At 40.2% G+C, this 20,042-nt stretch carries 25 protein-coding genes; all 25 read left to right on the forward strand.

The genetic code is table 11. The features are described 5' to 3' along the window. Window positions 1-23 precede the first annotated feature (23 nt). Window positions 24-761 (forward strand): nuclease-related domain-containing protein, encoded by a 738-nt coding sequence (locus F606_RS22365; protein WP_019554279.1) that lies wholly within the window; start codon window positions 24-26, stop codon window positions 759-761. A 437-nt stretch (window positions 762-1,198) separates the two neighbouring features. Next, the gene (locus F606_RS23490; protein ID WP_091828312.1) at window positions 1,199-1,417 is read left to right on the forward strand and encodes a hypothetical protein; all 219 of its coding nucleotides are present in this window, start codon (window positions 1,199-1,201) and stop codon (window positions 1,415-1,417) included. 13 nt (window positions 1,418-1,430) lie between these two features. Continuing rightward, window positions 1,431-1,631, forward strand: a complete 201-nt coding sequence (rpmE, locus tag F606_RS0112740; RefSeq protein WP_019554282.1) for a 50S ribosomal protein L31 — start codon at window positions 1,431-1,433, stop codon at window positions 1,629-1,631. Window positions 1,632-1,729: 98 nt separating this feature from the next. After that, a complete protein-coding gene (locus F606_RS21125) occupies window positions 1,730-2,641 on the forward strand; it encodes a DUF1385 domain-containing protein (RefSeq protein WP_019554283.1) in 912 nt (303 codons plus the stop codon). Window positions 2,642-2,679: 38 nt separating this feature from the next. Further along, window positions 2,680-3,747, forward strand: coding sequence for a peptide chain release factor 1 (gene prfA, locus F606_RS0112750; RefSeq protein WP_019554284.1), 1,068 nt, complete (start codon window positions 2,680-2,682; stop codon window positions 3,745-3,747). A 1-nt stretch (window position 3,748) separates the two neighbouring features. Continuing rightward, on the forward strand, window positions 3,749-4,618 hold the full coding sequence (gene prmC / locus F606_RS0112755; RefSeq protein WP_019554285.1) for a peptide chain release factor N(5)-glutamine methyltransferase: 870 nt from the start codon (window positions 3,749-3,751) through the stop codon (window positions 4,616-4,618). Window positions 4,619-4,687: 69 nt separating this feature from the next. Continuing rightward, window positions 4,688-5,734 carry an L-threonylcarbamoyladenylate synthase gene (locus tag F606_RS0112760; protein WP_019554286.1) on the forward strand — a complete coding sequence of 349 codons (1,047 nt, stop codon included), beginning with the start codon at window positions 4,688-4,690 and terminating at the stop codon, window positions 5,732-5,734. A gap of 129 nt (window positions 5,735-5,863) precedes the next feature. Beyond that, window positions 5,864-6,328 (forward strand): low molecular weight protein arginine phosphatase, encoded by a 465-nt coding sequence (locus F606_RS0112765; protein ID WP_083924034.1) that lies wholly within the window; start codon window positions 5,864-5,866, stop codon window positions 6,326-6,328. Window positions 6,329-6,381: 53 nt separating this feature from the next. Then, a complete protein-coding gene (gene rpiB / locus F606_RS0112770) occupies window positions 6,382-6,825 on the forward strand; it encodes a ribose 5-phosphate isomerase B (RefSeq protein WP_019554288.1) in 444 nt (147 codons plus the stop codon). Window positions 6,826-6,915: 90 nt separating this feature from the next. Further along, a complete protein-coding gene (glyA, locus tag F606_RS0112775) occupies window positions 6,916-8,160 on the forward strand; it encodes a serine hydroxymethyltransferase (RefSeq protein ID WP_019554289.1) in 1,245 nt (414 codons plus the stop codon). 19 nt (window positions 8,161-8,179) lie between these two features. Next, window positions 8,180-8,815, forward strand: a complete 636-nt coding sequence (gene upp, locus F606_RS0112780) for a uracil phosphoribosyltransferase (RefSeq protein ID WP_019554290.1) — start codon at window positions 8,180-8,182, stop codon at window positions 8,813-8,815. Between the two features lie 68 nt (window positions 8,816-8,883). Further along, complete coding sequence (locus tag F606_RS0112785; protein ID WP_019554291.1) at window positions 8,884-9,342, forward strand: deoxycytidylate deaminase; 459 nt, start codon at window positions 8,884-8,886, stop codon at window positions 9,340-9,342. Window positions 9,343-9,689: 347 nt separating this feature from the next. Next, window positions 9,690-10,349, forward strand: coding sequence for a nucleoside triphosphate pyrophosphohydrolase family protein (locus tag F606_RS23495; protein ID WP_019554292.1), 660 nt, complete (start codon window positions 9,690-9,692; stop codon window positions 10,347-10,349). Between the two features lie 147 nt (window positions 10,350-10,496). Next, window positions 10,497-11,525, forward strand: coding sequence for a glycosyltransferase family 4 protein (locus F606_RS0112795; protein ID WP_019554293.1), 1,029 nt, complete (start codon window positions 10,497-10,499; stop codon window positions 11,523-11,525). A gap of 93 nt (window positions 11,526-11,618) precedes the next feature. Next, window positions 11,619-12,785: a non-hydrolyzing UDP-N-acetylglucosamine 2-epimerase gene (wecB, locus tag F606_RS0112800; protein WP_019554294.1), complete on the forward strand. Its 1,167-nt coding sequence runs from the start codon at window positions 11,619-11,621 to the stop codon at window positions 12,783-12,785. An 81-nt stretch (window positions 12,786-12,866) separates the two neighbouring features. Then, window positions 12,867-13,106, forward strand: coding sequence for an AtpZ/AtpI family protein (locus F606_RS0112805; protein WP_019554295.1), 240 nt, complete (start codon window positions 12,867-12,869; stop codon window positions 13,104-13,106). A 308-nt stretch (window positions 13,107-13,414) separates the two neighbouring features. Beyond that, complete coding sequence (locus F606_RS0112810) at window positions 13,415-13,801, forward strand: hypothetical protein (RefSeq protein WP_019554296.1); 387 nt, start codon at window positions 13,415-13,417, stop codon at window positions 13,799-13,801. Between the two features lie 14 nt (window positions 13,802-13,815). Further along, window positions 13,816-14,487, forward strand: coding sequence for a F0F1 ATP synthase subunit A (atpB, locus tag F606_RS0112815; RefSeq protein ID WP_019554297.1), 672 nt, complete (start codon window positions 13,816-13,818; stop codon window positions 14,485-14,487). Window positions 14,488-14,538: 51 nt separating this feature from the next. After that, on the forward strand, window positions 14,539-14,790 hold the full coding sequence (atpE, locus tag F606_RS0112820) for a F0F1 ATP synthase subunit C (protein WP_019554298.1): 252 nt from the start codon (window positions 14,539-14,541) through the stop codon (window positions 14,788-14,790). 84 nt (window positions 14,791-14,874) lie between these two features. Next, window positions 14,875-15,378, forward strand: a complete 504-nt coding sequence (atpF, locus tag F606_RS0112825; protein WP_019551795.1) for a F0F1 ATP synthase subunit B — start codon at window positions 14,875-14,877, stop codon at window positions 15,376-15,378. Further along, complete coding sequence (locus F606_RS0112830) at window positions 15,372-15,911, forward strand: F0F1 ATP synthase subunit delta (RefSeq protein WP_019551796.1); 540 nt, start codon at window positions 15,372-15,374, stop codon at window positions 15,909-15,911. Before atpF ends, F606_RS0112830 begins: the two co-directional genes overlap by 7 nt. Before the next feature lie 26 nt (window positions 15,912-15,937). Next, window positions 15,938-17,455: a F0F1 ATP synthase subunit alpha gene (gene atpA / locus F606_RS0112835; RefSeq protein ID WP_019551797.1), complete on the forward strand. Its 1,518-nt coding sequence runs from the start codon at window positions 15,938-15,940 to the stop codon at window positions 17,453-17,455. 20 nt (window positions 17,456-17,475) lie between these two features. Beyond that, window positions 17,476-18,333, forward strand: coding sequence for an ATP synthase F1 subunit gamma (gene atpG / locus F606_RS0112840; RefSeq protein ID WP_019551798.1), 858 nt, complete (start codon window positions 17,476-17,478; stop codon window positions 18,331-18,333). Window positions 18,334-18,348: 15 nt separating this feature from the next. Then, on the forward strand, window positions 18,349-19,761 hold the full coding sequence (atpD, locus tag F606_RS0112845; protein WP_019551799.1) for a F0F1 ATP synthase subunit beta: 1,413 nt from the start codon (window positions 18,349-18,351) through the stop codon (window positions 19,759-19,761). 3 nt (window positions 19,762-19,764) lie between these two features. Beyond that, the coding region (atpC, locus tag F606_RS0112850; protein WP_019554299.1) for an ATP synthase F1 subunit epsilon at window positions 19,765-20,042 on the forward strand (278 nt) is incomplete at its 3' end.

Raw genomic sequence — 20,042 nt, forward strand, 5'->3', positions numbered from 1 at the left:
TATTTTATAATTGAGGTGTAAGTGTGGCTAATGTTCACAAAGGGAAAAAAACATTAAATAGACAATCAAGGCAGTATTTGTTTAGTGCATTTGTTTGCGCAGGTTTGATCGGAACTTATGTAGTTATGATTTTTCGGCTGGGGGAAGAACTTTCCATCAATCCATTCTTTCATTTATTGCCAGTGATTTGGTTAATGGGGATTTTTTACTATTGTCGTCGGTATAGAATACTCCAAGCGGGGGCTCGCGGGGAAAATGAAATTTTGACTTATGTAAGGAAATTACCCAATCAGTACCATGTGTTTTCAAATTTTGTTATTCAAGAAAAACGAATTCGTGATGAAGCCGATTTTATTGTTGTTGGTGAAAATGGCGTTTTTGTAGTAGAGGGCAAAAATCATTTAGGGAAAATTGTCGGTACAGAAGACGATATCGAGTGGAAACAATATAAATTTGGGCAAAAAGGTAAGCTGTATACGAAAAATATGATGAACCCGATTAAACAGACGAAGTGGCATCGTCATAATATTGAAGGTATGCTCCGAAATGCTGGTTTTTGCATTTCGGTTGTGCCGCTTTTAGTATTTACCAATACCGCGGTGCAGCTCGAAATTGCATCAAGCGAGATAGTTGTCTTAAAGGGCAGTAAATATGTGAATGACTATATTTTGCGCTATAGTCCTCAGCGTAAACTTGATAAACATATGATTAAAGATATTGTTGCTTTACTGGAAAAGAAAGCCCGAGTTATTCAGTCTTGAAAAAAGAGAAGGCGGAACGGTTCCTATAGAAAGAACCGTTCCGCCTTCTTTTTGTGAATAAAAGAATAGCAGCTAAAGGACGTGTCTAAAACATAATACGATAAAACAGATAAGTGAAACAAAAAAAGTGAAATATTCCACCATTTTTATTGGATAAGCATAATGCAGCGGGATATCAACTACTCTTGGGACATTACTGCAAAGCAGTGATATTGCCATTGAAATATAAAATAAGATATTAACCATTGGGACTGAGCGATAAAAAACCAAAGCTTTGAGAAGAATGAAGACGGCAAATGCAATAAAAAAATAAGAGAATTTTTCGGCAAACATAAAGCAGCACACTCCCAAAAGAAGATTTTTAAGTATTTTTAAAAACTTATTCATATTATAACATAAATATAGGAAATTATAGTCGGTTGACCTTAAAAATAAGCATGATTTCAGAAAATAGTAAATACAGTATAAACAAATTATTTTTTGTGTGTATTGCACCTATTATTGCATTATGGTATAATTATTGGGTAATAAACGGAAGTGTGTTTATTATTCAAACAGGTTATAAAGCGACTAGCTTTACCTCAAAATGGGGAGCTATGTCTAACCAAGTTTTCGCAGAGAGAGCTTGTAATTATTCCCAATTTGGGGAAAAGTGAGGTGCAATAAGATATGAAAAAAGGAATTCATCCTGAATTCAAACAAGCAAAAGTTATTTGTGGTTGTGGCAGTACTTTTACAACAGGTTCTGTAAAAGACGAATTACGTGTTGATGTATGTTCAAACTGTCATCCTTTCTTTACTGGTCGTCAACGTGATGTTGCTGCTGGTGGTAGAATTGAAAAATTCAACAAGCGTTACGGAAGCAAATAATTTATGTAAATGGGCAGCAGAGCAGAAATGCTCTGCTTCATTTATATCTGAATGTATTTTATGTTGGGAGTAATTCTGTGTAATGGGAGGAATTACAAATGAGTAGTAATAAATTAACTGTAGGCGGGCAAGCCGTTATAGAGGGCGTTATGATGCGCGGACCTAAAATGGTATCCACAGCGGTGCGCGAGCCATCTGGTCAAATCAGTGTTAAAGTAGATCCTGTATCATCGCTTAGTGATCGCTATTCAATTTTAAAAAAACCAATGCTTCGCGGAGTAGTTGCATTAGGTGAATCGCTGGTATTGGGTTTGAAATCACTATCGTATTCAGCGCAAAAAGCTGGTGATGAAGATGAACAGCTTTCTGATAAAGAATTGGTTATGACAATTCTGTTTTCTTTGGGGTTGGCAATTTTGCTATTTGTCATTATACCTACAGCGGCAGCCAAGTATATTGATGCCTCTTTTACGAATCCGATTCTTTTAAATTTATTGGAAGGTGGGCTTCGGTTAGGAATTTTTTTGGTTTATATCTATGGTATTTCACGGATGAAAGATATTCAACGTGTGTTTAAATATCATGGTGCGGAGCATAAGACAATCCATGCCTATGAAGCCGGTGTAGAACTTACGGTCGAAAATGTGCAAAAATATAGTACGCTTCATCCACGCTGTGGTACGGCATTTTTGCTTATCGTCATGGTAGTTAGTATTATTATGTTTGCTTTTTTAGGCTGGCCTGATTTATGGCTGCGTATTTTATCAAGGGTGATACTGCTTCCAGTAGTGGCCGGTATTTCTTATGAAATTATCCGTTTTTCGGGTAAAAGCCAAAATCCATTGGTGCATATTGCAATCTTGCCGGGGCTTTGGCTGCAAAAAATTACGACAAGCCAACCAGATGATGATATGGTTGAAGTCGCTATTCAAGCATTGGAAGCAGTACTTGTTGAAGATCCGCTTCCAGAAACGGTTTCAATAGTCGCTCCACTGCCAACAGAAAGTTGATTGGTATTTAAGTTTTTAGTTTTAGGGGTGAAGTACACATGCTGCAAAAATTACAGGCAGTTGAAGATAAATATTTAGAGCTGGAGTCATTGATTAGTGATCCGGATGTCATTTCAGATATGACTAAATGGCAGAAATATAATCGGGAGCATGCCGCTCTTATGGTGATTGTGGAGAAGTTCCGCGAATACAAAAAAGTTTGCCAGGGAATTGATGATGATAAAGCGATGTTCGCTGAACAGTTAGATGATGATTTTCGCAAGATGGTTGAAGCTGAAATTGTGGAATATAGACTGATCAAAGAAAAACTGGAAGCGGAGCTGCCACTTCTTCTTTTACCAAAAGACCCGAACGATGATAAAAGTGTTATCGTCGAAATTCGCGGAGGTGTGGGCGGTGATGAAGCTGCACTTTTTGCCGGAGATCTCTTTCGAATGTATTCACGTTATGCTGAAGTGCAGGGCTGGAAAATAGAAATCCTCAATTCCAATGCGACGGAACTTGGGGGATTTAAAGAAATATCATTTTCTATTTTGGGTTATGGAGCATACAGCAAACTGAAATATGAAAGTGGGACGCATCGAGTTCAGCGTGTGCCAGCAACCGAATCGAGTGGACGGATTCATACATCTGCGGTTACAGTAGCCGTATTGCCAGAAGTCGAGGAAGTCGAAGTGGATATTAAAGCGAATGAACTTCGTATTGATACCTATTGCGCGAGTGGTGCTGGTGGTCAGTATGTCAATCGGACTGAAACGGCAGTTCGTATTACGCATTTGCCAACGGGCGTCGTTGTGCAGTGCCAAGATGAAAAATCACAACTTAAAAACAAAGAAAAAGCGATGCGCGTACTTCGTGCTCGAGTTCAGGAAAAAGCATCACAAGCACAGCATGATGAAATTTCAGCCGATCGAAAATCTCAGGTGGGATCGGGCGATCGCAGCGGTCGGATTCGTACGTATAATTTTCCTCAAGGCCGTGTGACGGATCATCGGGTAGGGCTTACGCTGCATAAACTAGATTTTGTCTTAAATGGTGAAATAGATGAGCTCATCAATGCTTTGATTACCGCTGATCAGACTGAAAAAATGAAGCGGGTCAATTGATATGGCGATGAAAAATGAAGTTTGGACAATCGGCAGTATTATAAAATGGACGGAGCAGTACTTTCGGGATAAAGGCGTGGATTCCCCGCGCCTTGATGCGGAAGTACTGCTTTCCCATGTCCTAAAGAAAGAGCGTATTTATTTATATATTCATTTTGATGAGCCCTTAGAGGCTGCGGAGCTAGCGTCATTTCGGGATATGGTAAAAAAACGTGTACAGAGAATACCGGTGGCCTATATTGTTGGCGCGCGCGAGTTTATGGGACTTACATTTGCTGTTTCGCCTATGGTACTGATTCCACGTCCTGATACCGAAATTCTTGTAGAAGCCGTTATTGAGCGCTTTAAGGATAAAGCACAAATAAAATTTGTTGATATTGGAACTGGCAGTGGCGCTATCGTACTGTCCCTGCTGCATTATTTGCCCCTGGCTTGTGCTGCGGCGGTTGACATATCGCAAGATGCTCTTACTGTTGCGGCAGAAAATGCCGAAACACTTTTAGTGAAGGATCGTGTCGATTTTTATTTGGGGGATGTATATGCACCATTAACGGCGGAAAAGTTTGATGCAATTATTTCAAATCCGCCTTATATTCCAAATGAAGATATTGCCGAACTAGAACCGGAAGTTAGAGATTTTGAACCATATGGGGCTTTAGCCGGCGGTATGGATGGGTTGGACTTTTATCGCCGGTTAATAGTCGGTGGCAGCGAGCGATTGAAGGACGGTGGCTTTATGGCCTTTGAAGTCGGGATAAACCAAGCAGGAACGGTAGCCGCTTTAGCTGAGTCCATCCCAGAATTAGGCAAGGCAGAAATTCTTAAAGATTACGCGGGAATTGAGCGTGTCGTTATTTTGTATAAAAAATAAATAGAGCTAAACTATTTTTGTCCTCCCTTTTTAGAAGGTCAAAGAGGTGAGTGGTGAGAGGTAATAGTCATGAAAACAAATATTGTGAAAATAAACAAACTTGAAGCCGTGGATGCAAATATAATTCAAGCTGCAAAAATTATTCGATCTGGCGGCTTAGTTGCATTTCCGACTGAGACCGTTTACGGACTTGGGGCGAATGGTCTTGATGCGAAAGCGGCGGCGGGTATTTATGCGGCGAAGGGACGTCCTTCTGATAATCCATTAATTTTACATGTCTGTGATTTTGCCATGCTGGCAGATTTAGTTGTTGAAATTCCTGAAACTGCAAAAAAAATCATAACTGCTTTTTGTCCGGGGCCGATTACTATGATTCTAAAACATAAAGCAGTTGTGCCATCAGCGATTACTGGCGGTCTCGACACCGTAGGTATACGAATGCCAGATGACGATATCGCGCGAGCGTTAATTCGCCTTGCTGGGGTACCAATTGCGGCCCCCAGTGCCAATACATCCGGACGCCCGAGTCCGACTACAGCTGCAGCAGTATTGGCTGATTTGAATGGGAAAATTGATATGCTGATTGATGGAGGGGCTTCTACCTTTGGTGTAGAATCAACCATTGTTGATTGTACAGGTTTATTGCCAACTGTCCTGCGTCCTGGAGCAATTACCATGGAAATGTTAACAGAAGTTTTGGGTGAGGTTGCTCTGGACCCTGCGCTAGTTGGTGCTGATGTGGTACCGAAAGCACCAGGCATGAAATATAGACATTATGCACCAAAAGCACCTTTGGTTGTCATTAAAGGGAATTGTACAAAACTGGTTGATCGATTTTTAGCTGAAATCAAGGATGCAGCTTTACAAAAGAAACAGATTGGCTTGATTGTTAGTGCAGAATTGGCAAAAAAACTGCCGACAGATTGTGAAACGTTTATATATGGGTCACAGACAGATTTATCTGCTATTGCTGCCAGCCTTTATGAAGGTTTGCGCAGTTTTGATGATAAAAAGGTGGATGTACTTTTTGCTGAAGCTACATCGGAAATTGGACTGGGGCTTGCGATTATGAATCGTCTAAATAAAGCAAGTGGTTTTAATACGATAACCGCATAACTGTAGTGTCAAGGAAGTTGTATAGTATTAATCAGAAAAGGGCAGTGCTTTTTATTTTTCAACTTTCAATTTTTAATTTTCGTGTCTTATGGTAAAATAGAGGATAAGATTTGATTCCCTGGAGGTAAAATGATGAGAAAAGTTTTATTCGTTTGCACGGGAAATACCTGTCGTAGTCCAATGGCTGCCGTTGTGCTGCAAGATAAAGTCAAAGCTGAATGCTTAACAAATGAGATTTATGTTAGTTCAGCCGGGCTGGCAGCTGTACCTGGTTCTCCGGCAGCTGATAATGCTTGCGCAGCTGTAGCGAGTCTTGGTTTATCACTTGGTTCTCATAAAGCGACGGCTTTGTCTATGAATATGATTGAGGCAGCTGATTTGGTATTTACCATGACGCGTCAGCACCGTGATGCAATTTTGCGTGCACTGCCAACGGCCGGTCGCAAAGTTTTTACTTTGACAGAATATGTGGAAGCAACAGAAGAAGAAATCACAGATCCATATGGCGGTGATTTGAGCAGTTATCACAATTGTTTATTGCTGCTTAAAAAAAATATTGATAAAGCTTGGCCAATGATTCGAGCTTTGGTATAAAAATAGAGTAATCGTTACAAAATAAAAAGCTGTTTAGCTATGGAGGTATAGTGATGAAAATTACAATTGGTAGTGATCATGGTGCAGTGGAGTTAAAAGAAGAAATTAAAACAGTGTTAGCAGATTTTCCTGATATTGAAGTGAAAGATTTGGGTACTTTTGGCGATACTGCCGTGGATTATCCTGATATTGCTGAAAAAGTGTGCCAAACCGTTGTGGCTGGTGAGGCTGACCGTGGTATTTTGCTTTGTGGAACTGGTATTGGCATTTCAATTGCTGCGAATAAAATAAAGGGTATTCGAGCTGCTTTGTGTACAGATGTGTATTCAGCTAAAATGTCTCGCGAACATAATAATGCAAATGTGCTGGCAATGGGCGGCCGGGTAACTGGCTTTGGCCCTGCGGGGGAAATCGTGAAAGTTTGGGTTACCACAGAGTTTGCTGGTGGACGCCATGCTCGCCGCGTTGATAAAATCTCTGCTTTGGAAAAAGAATAGAAATTGGTACCTTACATTACAAGCTAGCTGATTGCAGACTTACTGCTATCAAGCTTGATATATTTTTTGATTATAGGGGGATTTGTTTAGATGAGTTTATTAGACAACTTAGCTGCTGTAGATCCGGAAATTGCGGTGCAGATTGATCATGAACTAAATAGACAGCGCAATAAACTGGAATTGATTGCCTCGGAAAATATTGTAAGTCAAGCAGTTATGGAAGCGCAGGGCTCCGTACTCACGAATAAATATGCTGAAGGATATCCTGGCAAACGTTATTATGGTGGCTGCGAATTTGTCGATGTTGTTGAACAACTGGCAATTGATCGGGCTAAACAATTGTTTTGTGCGGAATATGCAAATGTACAGCCGCATTCCGGAGCACAGGCGAATATGGCAGTGTTTTTTGCCTTGCTGACGCCTGGTGATACCGTAATGGGCATGAATTTAACAGATGGTGGTCACTTAACCCATGGCAGCCCAGTCAATATGTCCGGTAAATATTTCAACATTGTTCCTTACGGTGTTGATAAAGCAACCGAACGTATTGACTATGATGAGCTGCAAAAAATTGCTCAAGAATGCAAGCCAAAATTGATTGTTGCAGGAGCTAGTGCTTATGCCAGAACAATTGATTTTGCAAGGCTTAGTGAAATCGCTAAGTCGGTTGATGCATTATTTATGGTTGATATGGCACATATTGCTGGTTTAGTTGCAGCCGGACTTCATCCAAATCCGCTGCCTTATGCAGATGTCGTTACATCCACAACCCACAAAACACTGCGTGGACCACGTGGAGGACTTATTTTATGTAAAAATGCTGAATTTGGCAAACAGTTTAATAAGGCGATATTTCCTGGAATACAGGGTGGACCACTGATGCATGTTATTGCCGCTAAAGCCGTAGCATTTAAAGAGGCTTTGACTGCTGAATTTAAAATATATCAACAGCAAGTTGTCAAAAATGCGGCTGTGCTGGCTGATGAACTTACAGCAAATGGTTTTAGAATTGTGTCGGGAGGAACCGATAATCATCTGATGCTTGTGGATCTTCGCAACAAAAATTTAACTGGTAAAGTTGCAGAAAAATTATTGGACGATGTGGGAATTACTGCTAATAAAAATACAATTCCATTTGAACCACTAAGTCCCTTTGTAACCAGTGGTATTCGACTTGGTTCTCCAGCACTTACGACACGGGGCTTCAAAGAAGCAGACATGAAGCAAGTCGCAAAAATCATGGCACTTGTTTTAAATGATCCGGAAAATACTGCGGTGCATGAAACAGCAAAGAATATGGTTCATGAACTTTGCGTAAAATATCCTATATATTAATAAGAGGTGGAAGAAATTAATGTCAGATTTAAAAATCAATGTAATCAATCATCCCTTAATTCAGCACAAGCTTACGCTTATGCGGAAAGAAACAACTGGTACAAAAGATTTTCGTGAATTATTAGAAGAAATTTCTATGCTGATGGCTTATGAAATTACACGCGATTTTCCATTGAAAGAAATTGAAATAAAAACACCAGTAACAACTTGCAAATCGAAAGTTTTAACCGGTAAAAAAGTGGGTGTTGTGCCAATTTTACGGGCGGGACTTGGTATGCTGAATGGAGTTGTTAATATGATTCCGGCGGCTCGTGTTGGTCATGTTGGCATGTATCGTGATCCGGAAACCTTGAAACCAGTTGAATATTACTGCAAGCTGCCAAGCGATGTAAGTGAACGTACACTTATTGTTGTCGATCCAATGCTCGCAACGGGCGGATCGTCAGCGGCAGCGCTTTCACTCTTAAAAGAAAAAGGTGCGAAATCGATTATTCTTATGTGCCTTGTTGTAGCACCTGAAGGTGTTAGAGTGGTCAATGAAGAACATCCGGATGTACCTATTTACACAGCAAGTGTAGATGAATGTCTCAATGAACATGGTTATATTGTGCCAGGTCTTGGTGATGCTGGCGATCGTATCTTTGGTACTTTGTAAAAAAGAAGCTTAGCTTCCTTTTGCGTAGTTTATGTTACGATATTGTTTCTTATTAAGGAGTTAAGTTTATGGATATATCACCACGTCCAGAATGGACAGATTATTTTCTTGATATTGCCAAAGCGGTAGGCCGGCGGTCTACTTGCCTACGGAGGCAGTATGGAGCGATTATTGTGAAAGATCATATTATTATCAGTACCGGATATAATGGTGCACCACGTGGTGAGAGTAATTGTATTGATACTGGTATTTGTGAACGCGAACGCTGCAATGTACCGAAAGGTGAACGTTATGAACTTTGTGTTGCGGTTCATGCCGAGCAAAATGCAATCATCAATGCGGATCCGGTTAAGATGAAGGGCGCAACAATCTATATTGTTGGCTATAATTCAGATGGAACACTTGCCTCCGGTCAGCCTTGCCTGCTGTGTCGCCGCATGCTGTGCAACGCAATGGTTGAAAAAGCCATCTATCTTGATACGGATGGTTCTATCATTGAAGTGGCACCGAAGGATATAAAAAATTAAGCAAAATAAAAACGCTGCTGACGCTAAGGGCTCAGCAGCGTTTTATTTTCGTTCGTACTCTTTTAAAGGTATGCTATATAGAACGCATTCAAGAAATTACATCCAATCTATCAGTCTGCCAGGAAGAGGGCATCGTTTGCTTCCTAACGTAACGCCACAGAGCCCTATACCCCATTCCTGACGAGTGCCATATAAAATGTTTAATGCCATATATATCTTATAAAAATCGCAAGTTAAAGTGTACTTTTTTATAATGGCGCAGCTAAAAATACATATAAGTTCCTTGCGAAATCAAGTATAATAAGATTCATAACTTATATAGTTTATAGGAGAAATGGAGCAACAGTATGTTCAATATAATTGGATTGCCAAAACTTAATAAATTATCGCCAACTTTATATTCAACTCTATTAAAAATAGTCGAGGAATCTGGTGAACTGGCAAGGGCTACGTTGACTTTTTTGCCTTATGAAAGATTGCGCCCAGATGAAATTTCTGAACTTGCTGCGGCCCGTGAATCTTTAGCGGAGGTCAATGGTGAGCTGCTCGATGTTGCGCAGACTTGTGTTACAATGCTGTTTGTCATGGAAGAAAACTATGCGATTGTAATTGATGATTTGATTGAGCGGCATTTAAATAAATTAAAAGTAAAAAAGTATGCGTTTAGACAAGATCAGGTCTATAAACTTTATACGGAAGATAACTACAAATACATGTCACTGCCCAAACTTTTACTGCCAGAAGTGACACTTTTGCGAACGGTTTGTAAAATACAGGAAGAAGTGGGTGAACTCACGCAATATTTGGGGAAAAGGGCAGGTGCATCAGGCGAAAAAAATGTTATCGACAATAAAGAAGTTTTGGTTGGCAGTGCTGGAGAATTGCTGGATGTTGCCCAATGTTGCTTTACGATGATGTATATTTTAGCAGAAAAATATGATGTGGATATTGAAAACCTTATTCAGGTACATATTGCTAAATTAAAAGTACGCGGTTATTTCGTTTAAAATAAGCTTCGAAGTTTGCTGGAAATGAGTGTCTGGTTTATGATGAATAGCGGGTTTTTATTCAAGTTCTGGCAGGATAATATCGTTGACAGTGGTGAATTGGTGATGTACAATTATTCTGTTGCATAGAAAAGGGGTGCGAAATTTATGCCGGATTATATTTTGGCGTTTTTGATTGCGGTGGTTGTTGCGTATATTTTGACGCCGGGCATTATTTCTTTGGCTGTTAAAATGGGAGCTATGGATGCTCCGGATGCACGAAAAGTGCATAAATCGCCAATTCCACGGCTAGGCGGAATTGGTATTTATATTGCGTTTATGGTAGCTGTATTATGTACAGTTGAGCTTACACAGGAAGTAATTGGACTGCTTTTAGGCGGGACGATTATTGCCATTGTCGGGATTATTGATGATTTGAAAAATTTGCCAGCGAAAGTTAAGCTGCTGGGGCAGATTTTGGCCGCAGTTGTATTGGTTTCATTTGATGTGCGTATTGATTTTATCAGCGATCCATTCGGTGATATGATTTATTTTGAATATTTAGCTATTCCAATAACGATTTTTTGGGTTGTCGGTCTGACAAATACGGTAAACCTTATAGATGGTCTTGACGGGCTGGCTGCAGGCGTATCAACAATTGCAGCCATTACTATTTTACTGGTGGCATTGCAGCAGGACTATTTGCTGATCGCAGTGCTTACTGCAGCTTTAGCCGGTGGGGCTTTTGGGTTTTTACAGTATAATTTCAATCCAGCTAAAATTTTTATGGGTGATACGGGCAGTATGTTTTTAGGGTATATGCTGGCTGGTATTTCGATTATTGGTGCTGTGAAAAGTGCTGCGACCATTGCCTTGATTGTGCCGATTTTTGCACTGGGCCTGCCAATATTGGACACGGCTTTTGCGATTGTTCGTCGTTATCGCGGCGGTGTGCCGATTTTTAAACCGGATCGTGGACATTTGCATCATAGACTATTGGATTTAGGATTTACACAAAGGCAGGCAGTACTTTTGATGTATGTCATTAGTGGAGTTTTAGGGCTTAGTGCAATTGCCTTGACCGAAGTGAGCAGCGGTATTGCAATTTTAATTATTATTGCAGTGATTTTTGCGGTGCTTTTTGGGGCGAAAAAACTGGGTATTTTTGATTCGAAAAAATCAATAAGAATGCATTGATGATAGGCAGGCGAAAACCTGCCTATTTTATAAGTACAAAAAATTATGTATGACATTTGGCTTGAAGCTTGTGTGGAAGGAGCAAATTATTTTATGAAGAAAAAAATTAAGGTGATGACGGTATTTGGGACACGACCAGAAGCAATTAAAATGGCCCCGATCGTTTTGGAATTGACCAAATATCCTGATTTGATCACGCCAATCGTTACGGTTACGGCACAACATAGAGATATGCTGGATCAAGTTTTAGGATTATTCCAAATCAAACCGGATCACGACCTTGATATTATGGCAGCGGGACAAACTTTATTTGATATTACAACAAAAGCTATGATGGGGCTTGATAAAGTATTAAGTGAAGAAAAACCGGATATTGTTTTGGTCCATGGTGATACAACAACAACTTTTGCTGGAGCTTTGGCAGCATTTTATCATCAGACAACAGTTGGACATGTGGAAGCGGGTCTTCGAACCCATAATAAATATTCACCATTTCCTGAGGAAATGAATCGGAAACTCACAGGAGCTTTGACGGATCTTCATTTCGCACCGACCGATACAGCGGCGGCGAACTTAGCCAAAGAAAATATTACAGGTGAAAATGTTTTTGTTACGGGTAATACCGTTATTGATGCCTTACACAAGACGGTTTGCGAAGAATACCAATTTGACAATGAAATGCTGCAAAATATCGACTACAAAAATAAAAAAATTATTTTAGTCACGACACATCGCCGTGAAAATTTGGGAGAACCGATGCGTCACGTTTATAAGGCCCTTCGACAAATTGTTGAAGAATTTGCCGATGTAGAAATTGTTTTTCCTGTACATAAAAATCCAAAAGTACGCGAAGTTGTTCAAACGGAATTGGGCGATATGCCAAATGTACATTTGATAGATCCTTTGGACTATGAACCTTTTGCCAATTTGATGTATCGATCTTATCTTATCCTCACCGATTCTGGCGGTGTGCAGGAAGAGGCACCAGCACTTGGCAAACCTGTTTTGGTTTTGCGTGATACTACAGAACGGCCTGAAGCAGTAGCTGCCGGGACCGTAAAATTGATTGGTACTGATAAAAAACGAATATATGATGAAACAAGAGCTCTTTTACTCAATCCGATCGAATATGCTCGAATGTCAGGAGCTTGCAATCCTTACGGTGATGGTAAAGCAGCCAAACGTATCATTGAAGCGATTCTTTGGAAATATGGATTTGTCAGTCACAAACCAGATATATTTAAAGCAGAGAAAAAATAAGCATAGAGCCGGCTGTCATTTTTCTTGATAGTCGGCTGTTATACTATAATAAGTAATGTAAATGGTGGAGGCTCGGAAATAATGGACAAAAAGGAGAAAAAAAATGAAAATCCCAGCTCGAAACACACAACATTACAAGCTTTGACCTTTGTAAGCGGCATTGGAATCAATTTTGCTATCACGGTAGGTCTGTTTATTTATATGGGGAAATTGGCAGATGAATACTTTAATATCGCCCCGAAAGGAACGCTTGCTGGTATCTTTTTAGGCTTTATAATGGCTTTATGGGTAACAGGTAAAAAATTACTTGGAAAATCATGAGAATGTGTTATAATAAGATGAAATGCGATAAATAAATATTATATACATTTATCTTGTTATACTTTTTAGTTATGACTGGTGGGGGCGAAAGCTATTCATCAAAATAAAGCTTTGCTTATCTTGAAGGTTATAAATTAATAAAATAAAAACTTTTTCACAGGAAAAGTTTTGCGGTTTGTCGAATACGTTACGAATAAAAGTTTTATTAATAACAGTTATGAGACAAAATGAATTTTTAACTTCATGATGAATAGATTAGGCAGATATTCTGTGCCGCTAGCGGTTTAGAACACTGTTGGTGGTGGAATATGGAAAAGTTATTGACATTAGGCAGGAAAATTCTAGTTCAAACAATTTTGAGCGTAGCGATTTTAAGTATTCCGTTAGGGATGCTGCAGAAATTATATCTTGTTGTGCCGCTTATTACTGGATGTATCTTAGGAATATCTTGCTGGATAGTGATTAGTTATAGAATTTTGAAAAGTGATGCATCAAATATGGATGCGGCAAAAAAAAGTATGCAGATCGGCTGGCTGATTCGGTTGGTAATGATTCTGGGTACTTTTATTGCGGCCGTTCGTATTTCAACAGAAACCTTTTGGCTTGTTGTAATTGGCTTCTTTTTAATGTCTATGATCATGATGATCAATGCTATTGTTTATGCCTACAATAGCGATGTCAATAGAAAAAAATAGGGAGAGTGATATGTATGCATGAAATCGGTGTTCGTCACGTAGCACAGATTGCCGGATTTAGTTTCAACATGGATACATTGTACATGACCTGGCTTGCGATGGCAATTGTGATTCTTATTGCCATATTGGCAACACGCAGCCTGCATGTCATTCCAAAAGGATGGCAAAATGTCCTGGAAATCATTATTACAGGGCTGCAGAGTCAGATCAATGCTACGATGGGGGAAAGAGGCAAACTAGTAGCACCGCTGCTAATCTCTTTGTTCATGTTCATTCTGACGTCAAACTGGCTTGGTATGATACCGACGCTTTCATCGCCAACGAGTGACTTGAATACAACACTTGGTCTTGCACTGATGATTGTTTGTATGGTACATGTGTTGGGGCTTTATTTTAAAGGCTTCAGCTATATCAAACACTTTTTTCAGCCGTTTGCACCGTTTGTCATCATCAATCTTATTGAAGAACTGGCAAAACCTATTACACTGGCATTTCGTCTATTTGGTAATATACTGGCAGGAGAAATACTCATTATTATCCTGCTGATGTTAGTACCAATTTGGATGCCGATTCCAAGTGTGATTTGGCTCGCATTCAGCCTCTTTGTAGGCGGGGTTCAGGCGTTTATTTTTACAATGTTGTCTATGGCTTATTTAGCCAGTGCAGTAAAACAAGACAACCACTAAGATGCGTTTAAAAAACAATATTTTTAATTATTTTAAGGGGGATTTTATTCTATGGAACATTCAATTATGGTAGTAGCTGCTTTAATCGGAGCAGGGTTAGCTATTGGTTTAGCAGCAGTAGGGGCAAGTATTGGTAATGGTTTAGTTACGTCTAAATTTATTGAGGGCTTAACTCGTCAGCCAGAAGCAAAAAATGTTTTATTCATTAACACATTAATTTCAGTAGGTTTGATTGAAGCTGTGCCAATTATCGCAGCCGTTATCGCCATCGTTCTGTTATATGCAAATCCATTAATCAAATAATGAATTGTCATAGACTTTTTATGTGAGGGCGACAGCATAAGAATGCCGTCGCCCACTTTATACGTGAGATAAGGAGGCAGCAGAATGGTTGACATTAATATGACTTTGGTTGCACAGATTTTTAACTTTTTAATTTTGGCAGCAATTTTAACAAAATTTGCTTATAAACCTTTGATGAAAGTTTTAAAAGAGCGTGAAGATCAAATTGCGAAAAGCATTGAATCCGCAGAAGCAGATGAGCTTAAAGCACAGGAACTTCTGAAGGAATACCATGATCAGCTTGCAACCGCTAGAATACAAGCACAAGAAATCGTAGATAAGGCGATTAAAAGAGCGCAAGAAGAGCGCGAAGCACATATCAATGAAACAAAACGTGAGATCGATCAAATGCGCAAAGCCGCTCAGGCAGAAATCGTTCACGAACGTGAGCGGGCCGTAGCCCAGTTAAAAGGCGAAGTTGTCGCTTTATCAATGGCTGCAGCAACAAAAATTATTGGCAGCAATATTGATACAGAAGCTAATGATCGCTTGATTGGTGAATTCATCGATAAACTAGACAAAGACAAAATGGGTGGTTTGCCATGTTAAACATGCAGTTGGCAAATAAATATGCGAAGGCAATTTTTGAAGTAGCACAAGATGATGGTAAAATCGATGAATATGGCACTGATCTAAAAACAGTTGCCAGCGAAATTGATGCACATAAAGAATTAGCCTCATTTTTAGTGAACCCTCAAATTCAGCCAAATGCAAAAAAAGATCTTTGCGCTAAACTGTTTAAGGAAGAACTGTCTGTATCAGTTTATAATTTTTTGATGCTGCTCATCGACAAACGTCGTGAAGTTTTATTACAAGAAATTGTCAGAGAATATCAAACTCTGTCAAATGCTGCTCAAAATATCATTCATGCAGAAGTTACGGTAGCATCTGCTTTAAATGAAAAGCAGCAAGCAAAACTGATTGAAAAATTGGAAGAATCTACAGGGAAAAAAGTTGTGGTTCGGACAAAAATAGATCAGAGCATTATCGGCGGTGTAGTTGTAAAAATCGGTGATAGACTTATCGATGGCAGCATAATACGCCAGATGCAATCATTACAAAAACAATTAATGGCAAATTAACTTGTAGATTGGGGTGACAGAGTAGTATGAAAATGAATCCAGAAGAAATAACAGCCATTATCAAGGAACAGATCAAAAACTATGATGTGGATCTGAATGTTGATGATGTAGGAACTGTTATCGAAATTGGTGATGGTATTGCTCACATCCATGGTTTAGAAAAAGCTATGGCGGGAGAATTACTTGACTTTGGTAACGATATTTATGGTTTAGTATTAAACCTTGAACAAGATAACGTCGGCGCCGTTATTCTCGGTGGCGATGTACTTATTAAAGAAGGCGACACGGTTAAAAGAACTGGCCGTATCATGCAGGTACCTGTTGGTGAAGCAATGATCGGACGTGTGGTGGATGCTTTGGGTCGTCCAATTGACGGCAAAGGGCCTATTGAATCGACAGAAAATCGTCCGATTGAATATCCGGCTCCTGGTATCGCTGATAGAAAATCAGTACATGAACCATTGCAAACAGGGATTAAAGCAATTGATGCTTTGGTGCCAATTGGTCGTGGACAACGTGAACTTATCATTGGTGACCGTGGTACTGGTAAAACAGCAATTGCGATTGACACAATTTTAAATCAAAAAGGACAGGATTGCTTCTGCGTTTATGTAGCAATTGGTCAGAAAGCATCGACAATTGCTCGTGTGGTAAAAACATTAGAAGATCAGGGCGCTATGGCATATTCAGTTGTTGTTGTTGCAACGGCTGCAGATAGTGCACCACTTCAGTATTTGGCTCCTTATGCCGGTGTGGCAATTGCGGAATATTTCATGTACAAAGGCCAGCATGGTCTATGCGTATATGATGACCTTTCGAAACATGCGGCAGCTTATCGTGCCATGAGCTTATTGCTTCGTAGACCACCAGGTCGTGAAGCATACCCTGGGGACGTATTTTATTTACATTCTCGTCTTTTGGAACGTGCGGCAAAGTTATCAGATGAACTTGGTGCAGGTTCCATTACGGCACTGCCAATTATCGAAACTTTGGCAGGCGATCTTTCCGGATATATTCCGACAAATGTTATTTCAATTACAGATGGTCAGATCATGCTTGAAACAGAAATGTTTTATTCTGGGATTAGACCGGCTATCAATGTAGGTCTTTCGGTATCACGTGTTGGTGGTAGTGCTCAGATTAAAGCGATGAAACAAGTTTCCGGGCGTATGCGTCTTGACCTTGCTCAATATCGTGAACTTGCTGCTTTTTCGCAGTTTGGTTCGGATCTTGATAAAGCTACCAAAGATCAGCTCGATCGTGGTGCACGTATGGTAGAAACGTTGAAACAGGCACAGTATTCACCACTTTTAGTACAAGATCAGGTACTGATTATTTATACCGCAGTAAGAGGGTTTTTAGCGGATATTCCAGTAGATCAGGTAGTGCGCTTCCATCAGGGCTTCCTCAAATTCATGAATAGCACGCATGCTGAAATTGGTGCAAAAATTATTGAACAGAAAAAACTCGACGATGCCCTTGAAGAACAGATCAACAAGGCAATTGGTGAATTTAAGGAAACATTTTCTTATAAGAAAGCATAATGCAGCGAGGTGATTTTTAATTGGCTAGTTTACAAGACATACGCCGTCGTATAAAAAGCGTAAAAAGTATCCAGCAAATCACAAAAGCCATGAAAATGGTAGCTGCAGCTCGCTTGCGCCGGGCACAGGAATCGGCAGTGGCCAATAAGCCATACGCTGATAAAATGCGTCAGGTTATTGCCGATGTAGCGGCAAATGCAGGCGGCGAATTCAGCCATCCGCTGCTCGAAGTGCGTCAAGATGGAAAAAAACTCTATCTCGTGCTTGCCTCGGATAAAGGTCTTGCTGGTGCTTATGCCAGTAATGTTTTTAAAGAAGCAGCAGCGCATATTTCAAACAAATCCGAAGTGGATTTAGTCACGGTCGGCAGAAAAACGAGAGATCATTTCGTCAACCGCCATTACAGTATCGTGAGTCAATATACCGGTATCAGCGAACGCCCTACGTATGATAATGCGCGCGAAATCGCTTCGGATCTCATCAAAAAATTCACAGCAGGTGAATGTGATGAAATCTATATGGTATATACAAAATTCATCTCGGCAATCACCTCCATTCCGACAACGATTAAATTATTGCCGTTTGACGATCTTGGAGATGGTGAAAAGGATGCATCAAGTGGAGAATATATTTATGAACCATCCGCTGGTGAAGTGCTAGGATTCTTATTACCACAATACTTGGTAACAACAATATATGCGGCGTTACTCCAAGCTTCCGCAAGTGAGCTAAGTTCCCGTATGACTGCGATGAGCAATGCAACGGACAACGCCGAAGAACTCATTGACAAATTAGACTTGCATTATAATAAAGTGCGTCAGGCAAACATTACCCGCGAGATCACAGAAATCGTGGGTGGTGCGGAAGCCTTGAAGTAAGGAGGTTTTCTTATAGTGGCTAATGGTAAAGTAGTACAGGTCATTGGACCTGTCGTAGATATTGAATTTCCAGCGGATTCACTACCAGCAATTTTAAATGCGATCACCATTCAGGGGGTCGCAGGTGAAGTGAAGATTGATTTGACAGTTGAAGTTATGCAGCATTTGGGTGATTGTGTCACTCGTTGTATCGCAATGAGTTCTACCGATGGTTTGACTCGTGGAATGGAAGCAGTCGATACGAAATCTCCAATTAAAGTACCTGTTGGGAATGAAACCCTTGGTCGAGTATTTAATGTACTTGGTAAAACGGTTGATCATAATCCAGCGCCGGTTGGCAATAAAGAATTTTGGTCAATTCATCGTTCTGCACCAAAATTCGACGAACAGGAAACTTCAACACAGATTCTCGAAACGGGGATTAAGGTTGTCGATCTTATTGCACCGTATTCCCGTGGTGGTAAAATCGGTTTGTTCGGTGGTGCTGGTGTTGGTAAAACAGTTCTGATTATGGAATTGATTCATAACATTGCAACACAGCATGGTGGATACTCCGTATTTGCTGGTGTAGGTGAACGTACGCGTGAAGGTAATGATTTGTGGTCAGAAATGACAGAATCCGGCGTTATTGATAAGACAGCACTTGTTTATGGACAGATGAATGAACCACCAGGTGCTCGTATGCGTGTAGCATTAACAGGTCTTACGATGGCAGAATATTTCCGTGACGTACAAGGTCAGGATGTACTTTTGTTTATTGATAATATTTTCCGTTTTATTCAAGCTGGGTCTGAAGTATCTGCATTGCTCGGTCGTATGCCGTCTGCAGTTGGGTATCAGCCTACACTGGCAACCGATGTTGGTGCGCTTGAAGAACGTATTACATCAACGAAAAAAGGGTCTATTACTTCGGTACAGGCCGTATATGTACCGGCTGATGATTTGACAGATCCCGCTCCAGCTGCAACATTTGCCCATTTGGATGCAACGACAGTACTTTCTCGTCAAATTGCCGAATTAGGTATTTATCCAGCAGTGGATCCACTGGATTCTACTTCTCGTATTCTTGACCCTCATGTTATTGGTGAAGATCATTATGAAGTAGCTCGTGGTGTACAGGCAGTCCTTCAGAAATACAAAGAATTGCAGGATATTATTGCGATTTTGGGTATGGAAGAATTATCAGATGATGATAAACTCGTTGTTGCCAGAGCGCGTAAAATTCAAAGATTTTTAAGCCAGCCGTTTTTCGTAGCGGAAGTATTTACTGGTTCACCAGGGAAATATGTTCCACTGAAAGAAACGATTCGCGGGTTTAAAGAAATTTTAGAAGGTAAACATGACGATATTCCAGAAGCCGCTTTCTATATGGCTGGTACTATTGATGAGGTTATAGAAGCAGATCGCAAAATGAAAAAGGGGGAATAATTCATGGCTACAATAAAGCTGGAAATTGTTTCTCCAACAAAAGTTGTTTATACAACCGATGTTAATATGCTTATTGTCCGTAGTACGGGTGGTGAACTTGGCATTTTACCGCATCATGCTCCGCTTATTACTGGATTGATTCCTCATGCTATGAGGGCTAAGACAGATGCTGGTGAGCAGCTTATTGCTGTGAGCGGCGGTTTTATGGAAGTGCAGCCAGATAAGATTACGATCTTAGCATCGGCGGCTGAACTGCCAATCAATATTGATATCAATCGTGC

Origin of the sequence: Propionispira raffinosivorans DSM 20765 (assembly GCF_000381065.1) — a bacterium.
Classification (GTDB): domain Bacteria; phylum Bacillota; class Negativicutes; order Selenomonadales; family Selenomonadaceae; genus Propionispira; species Propionispira raffinosivorans.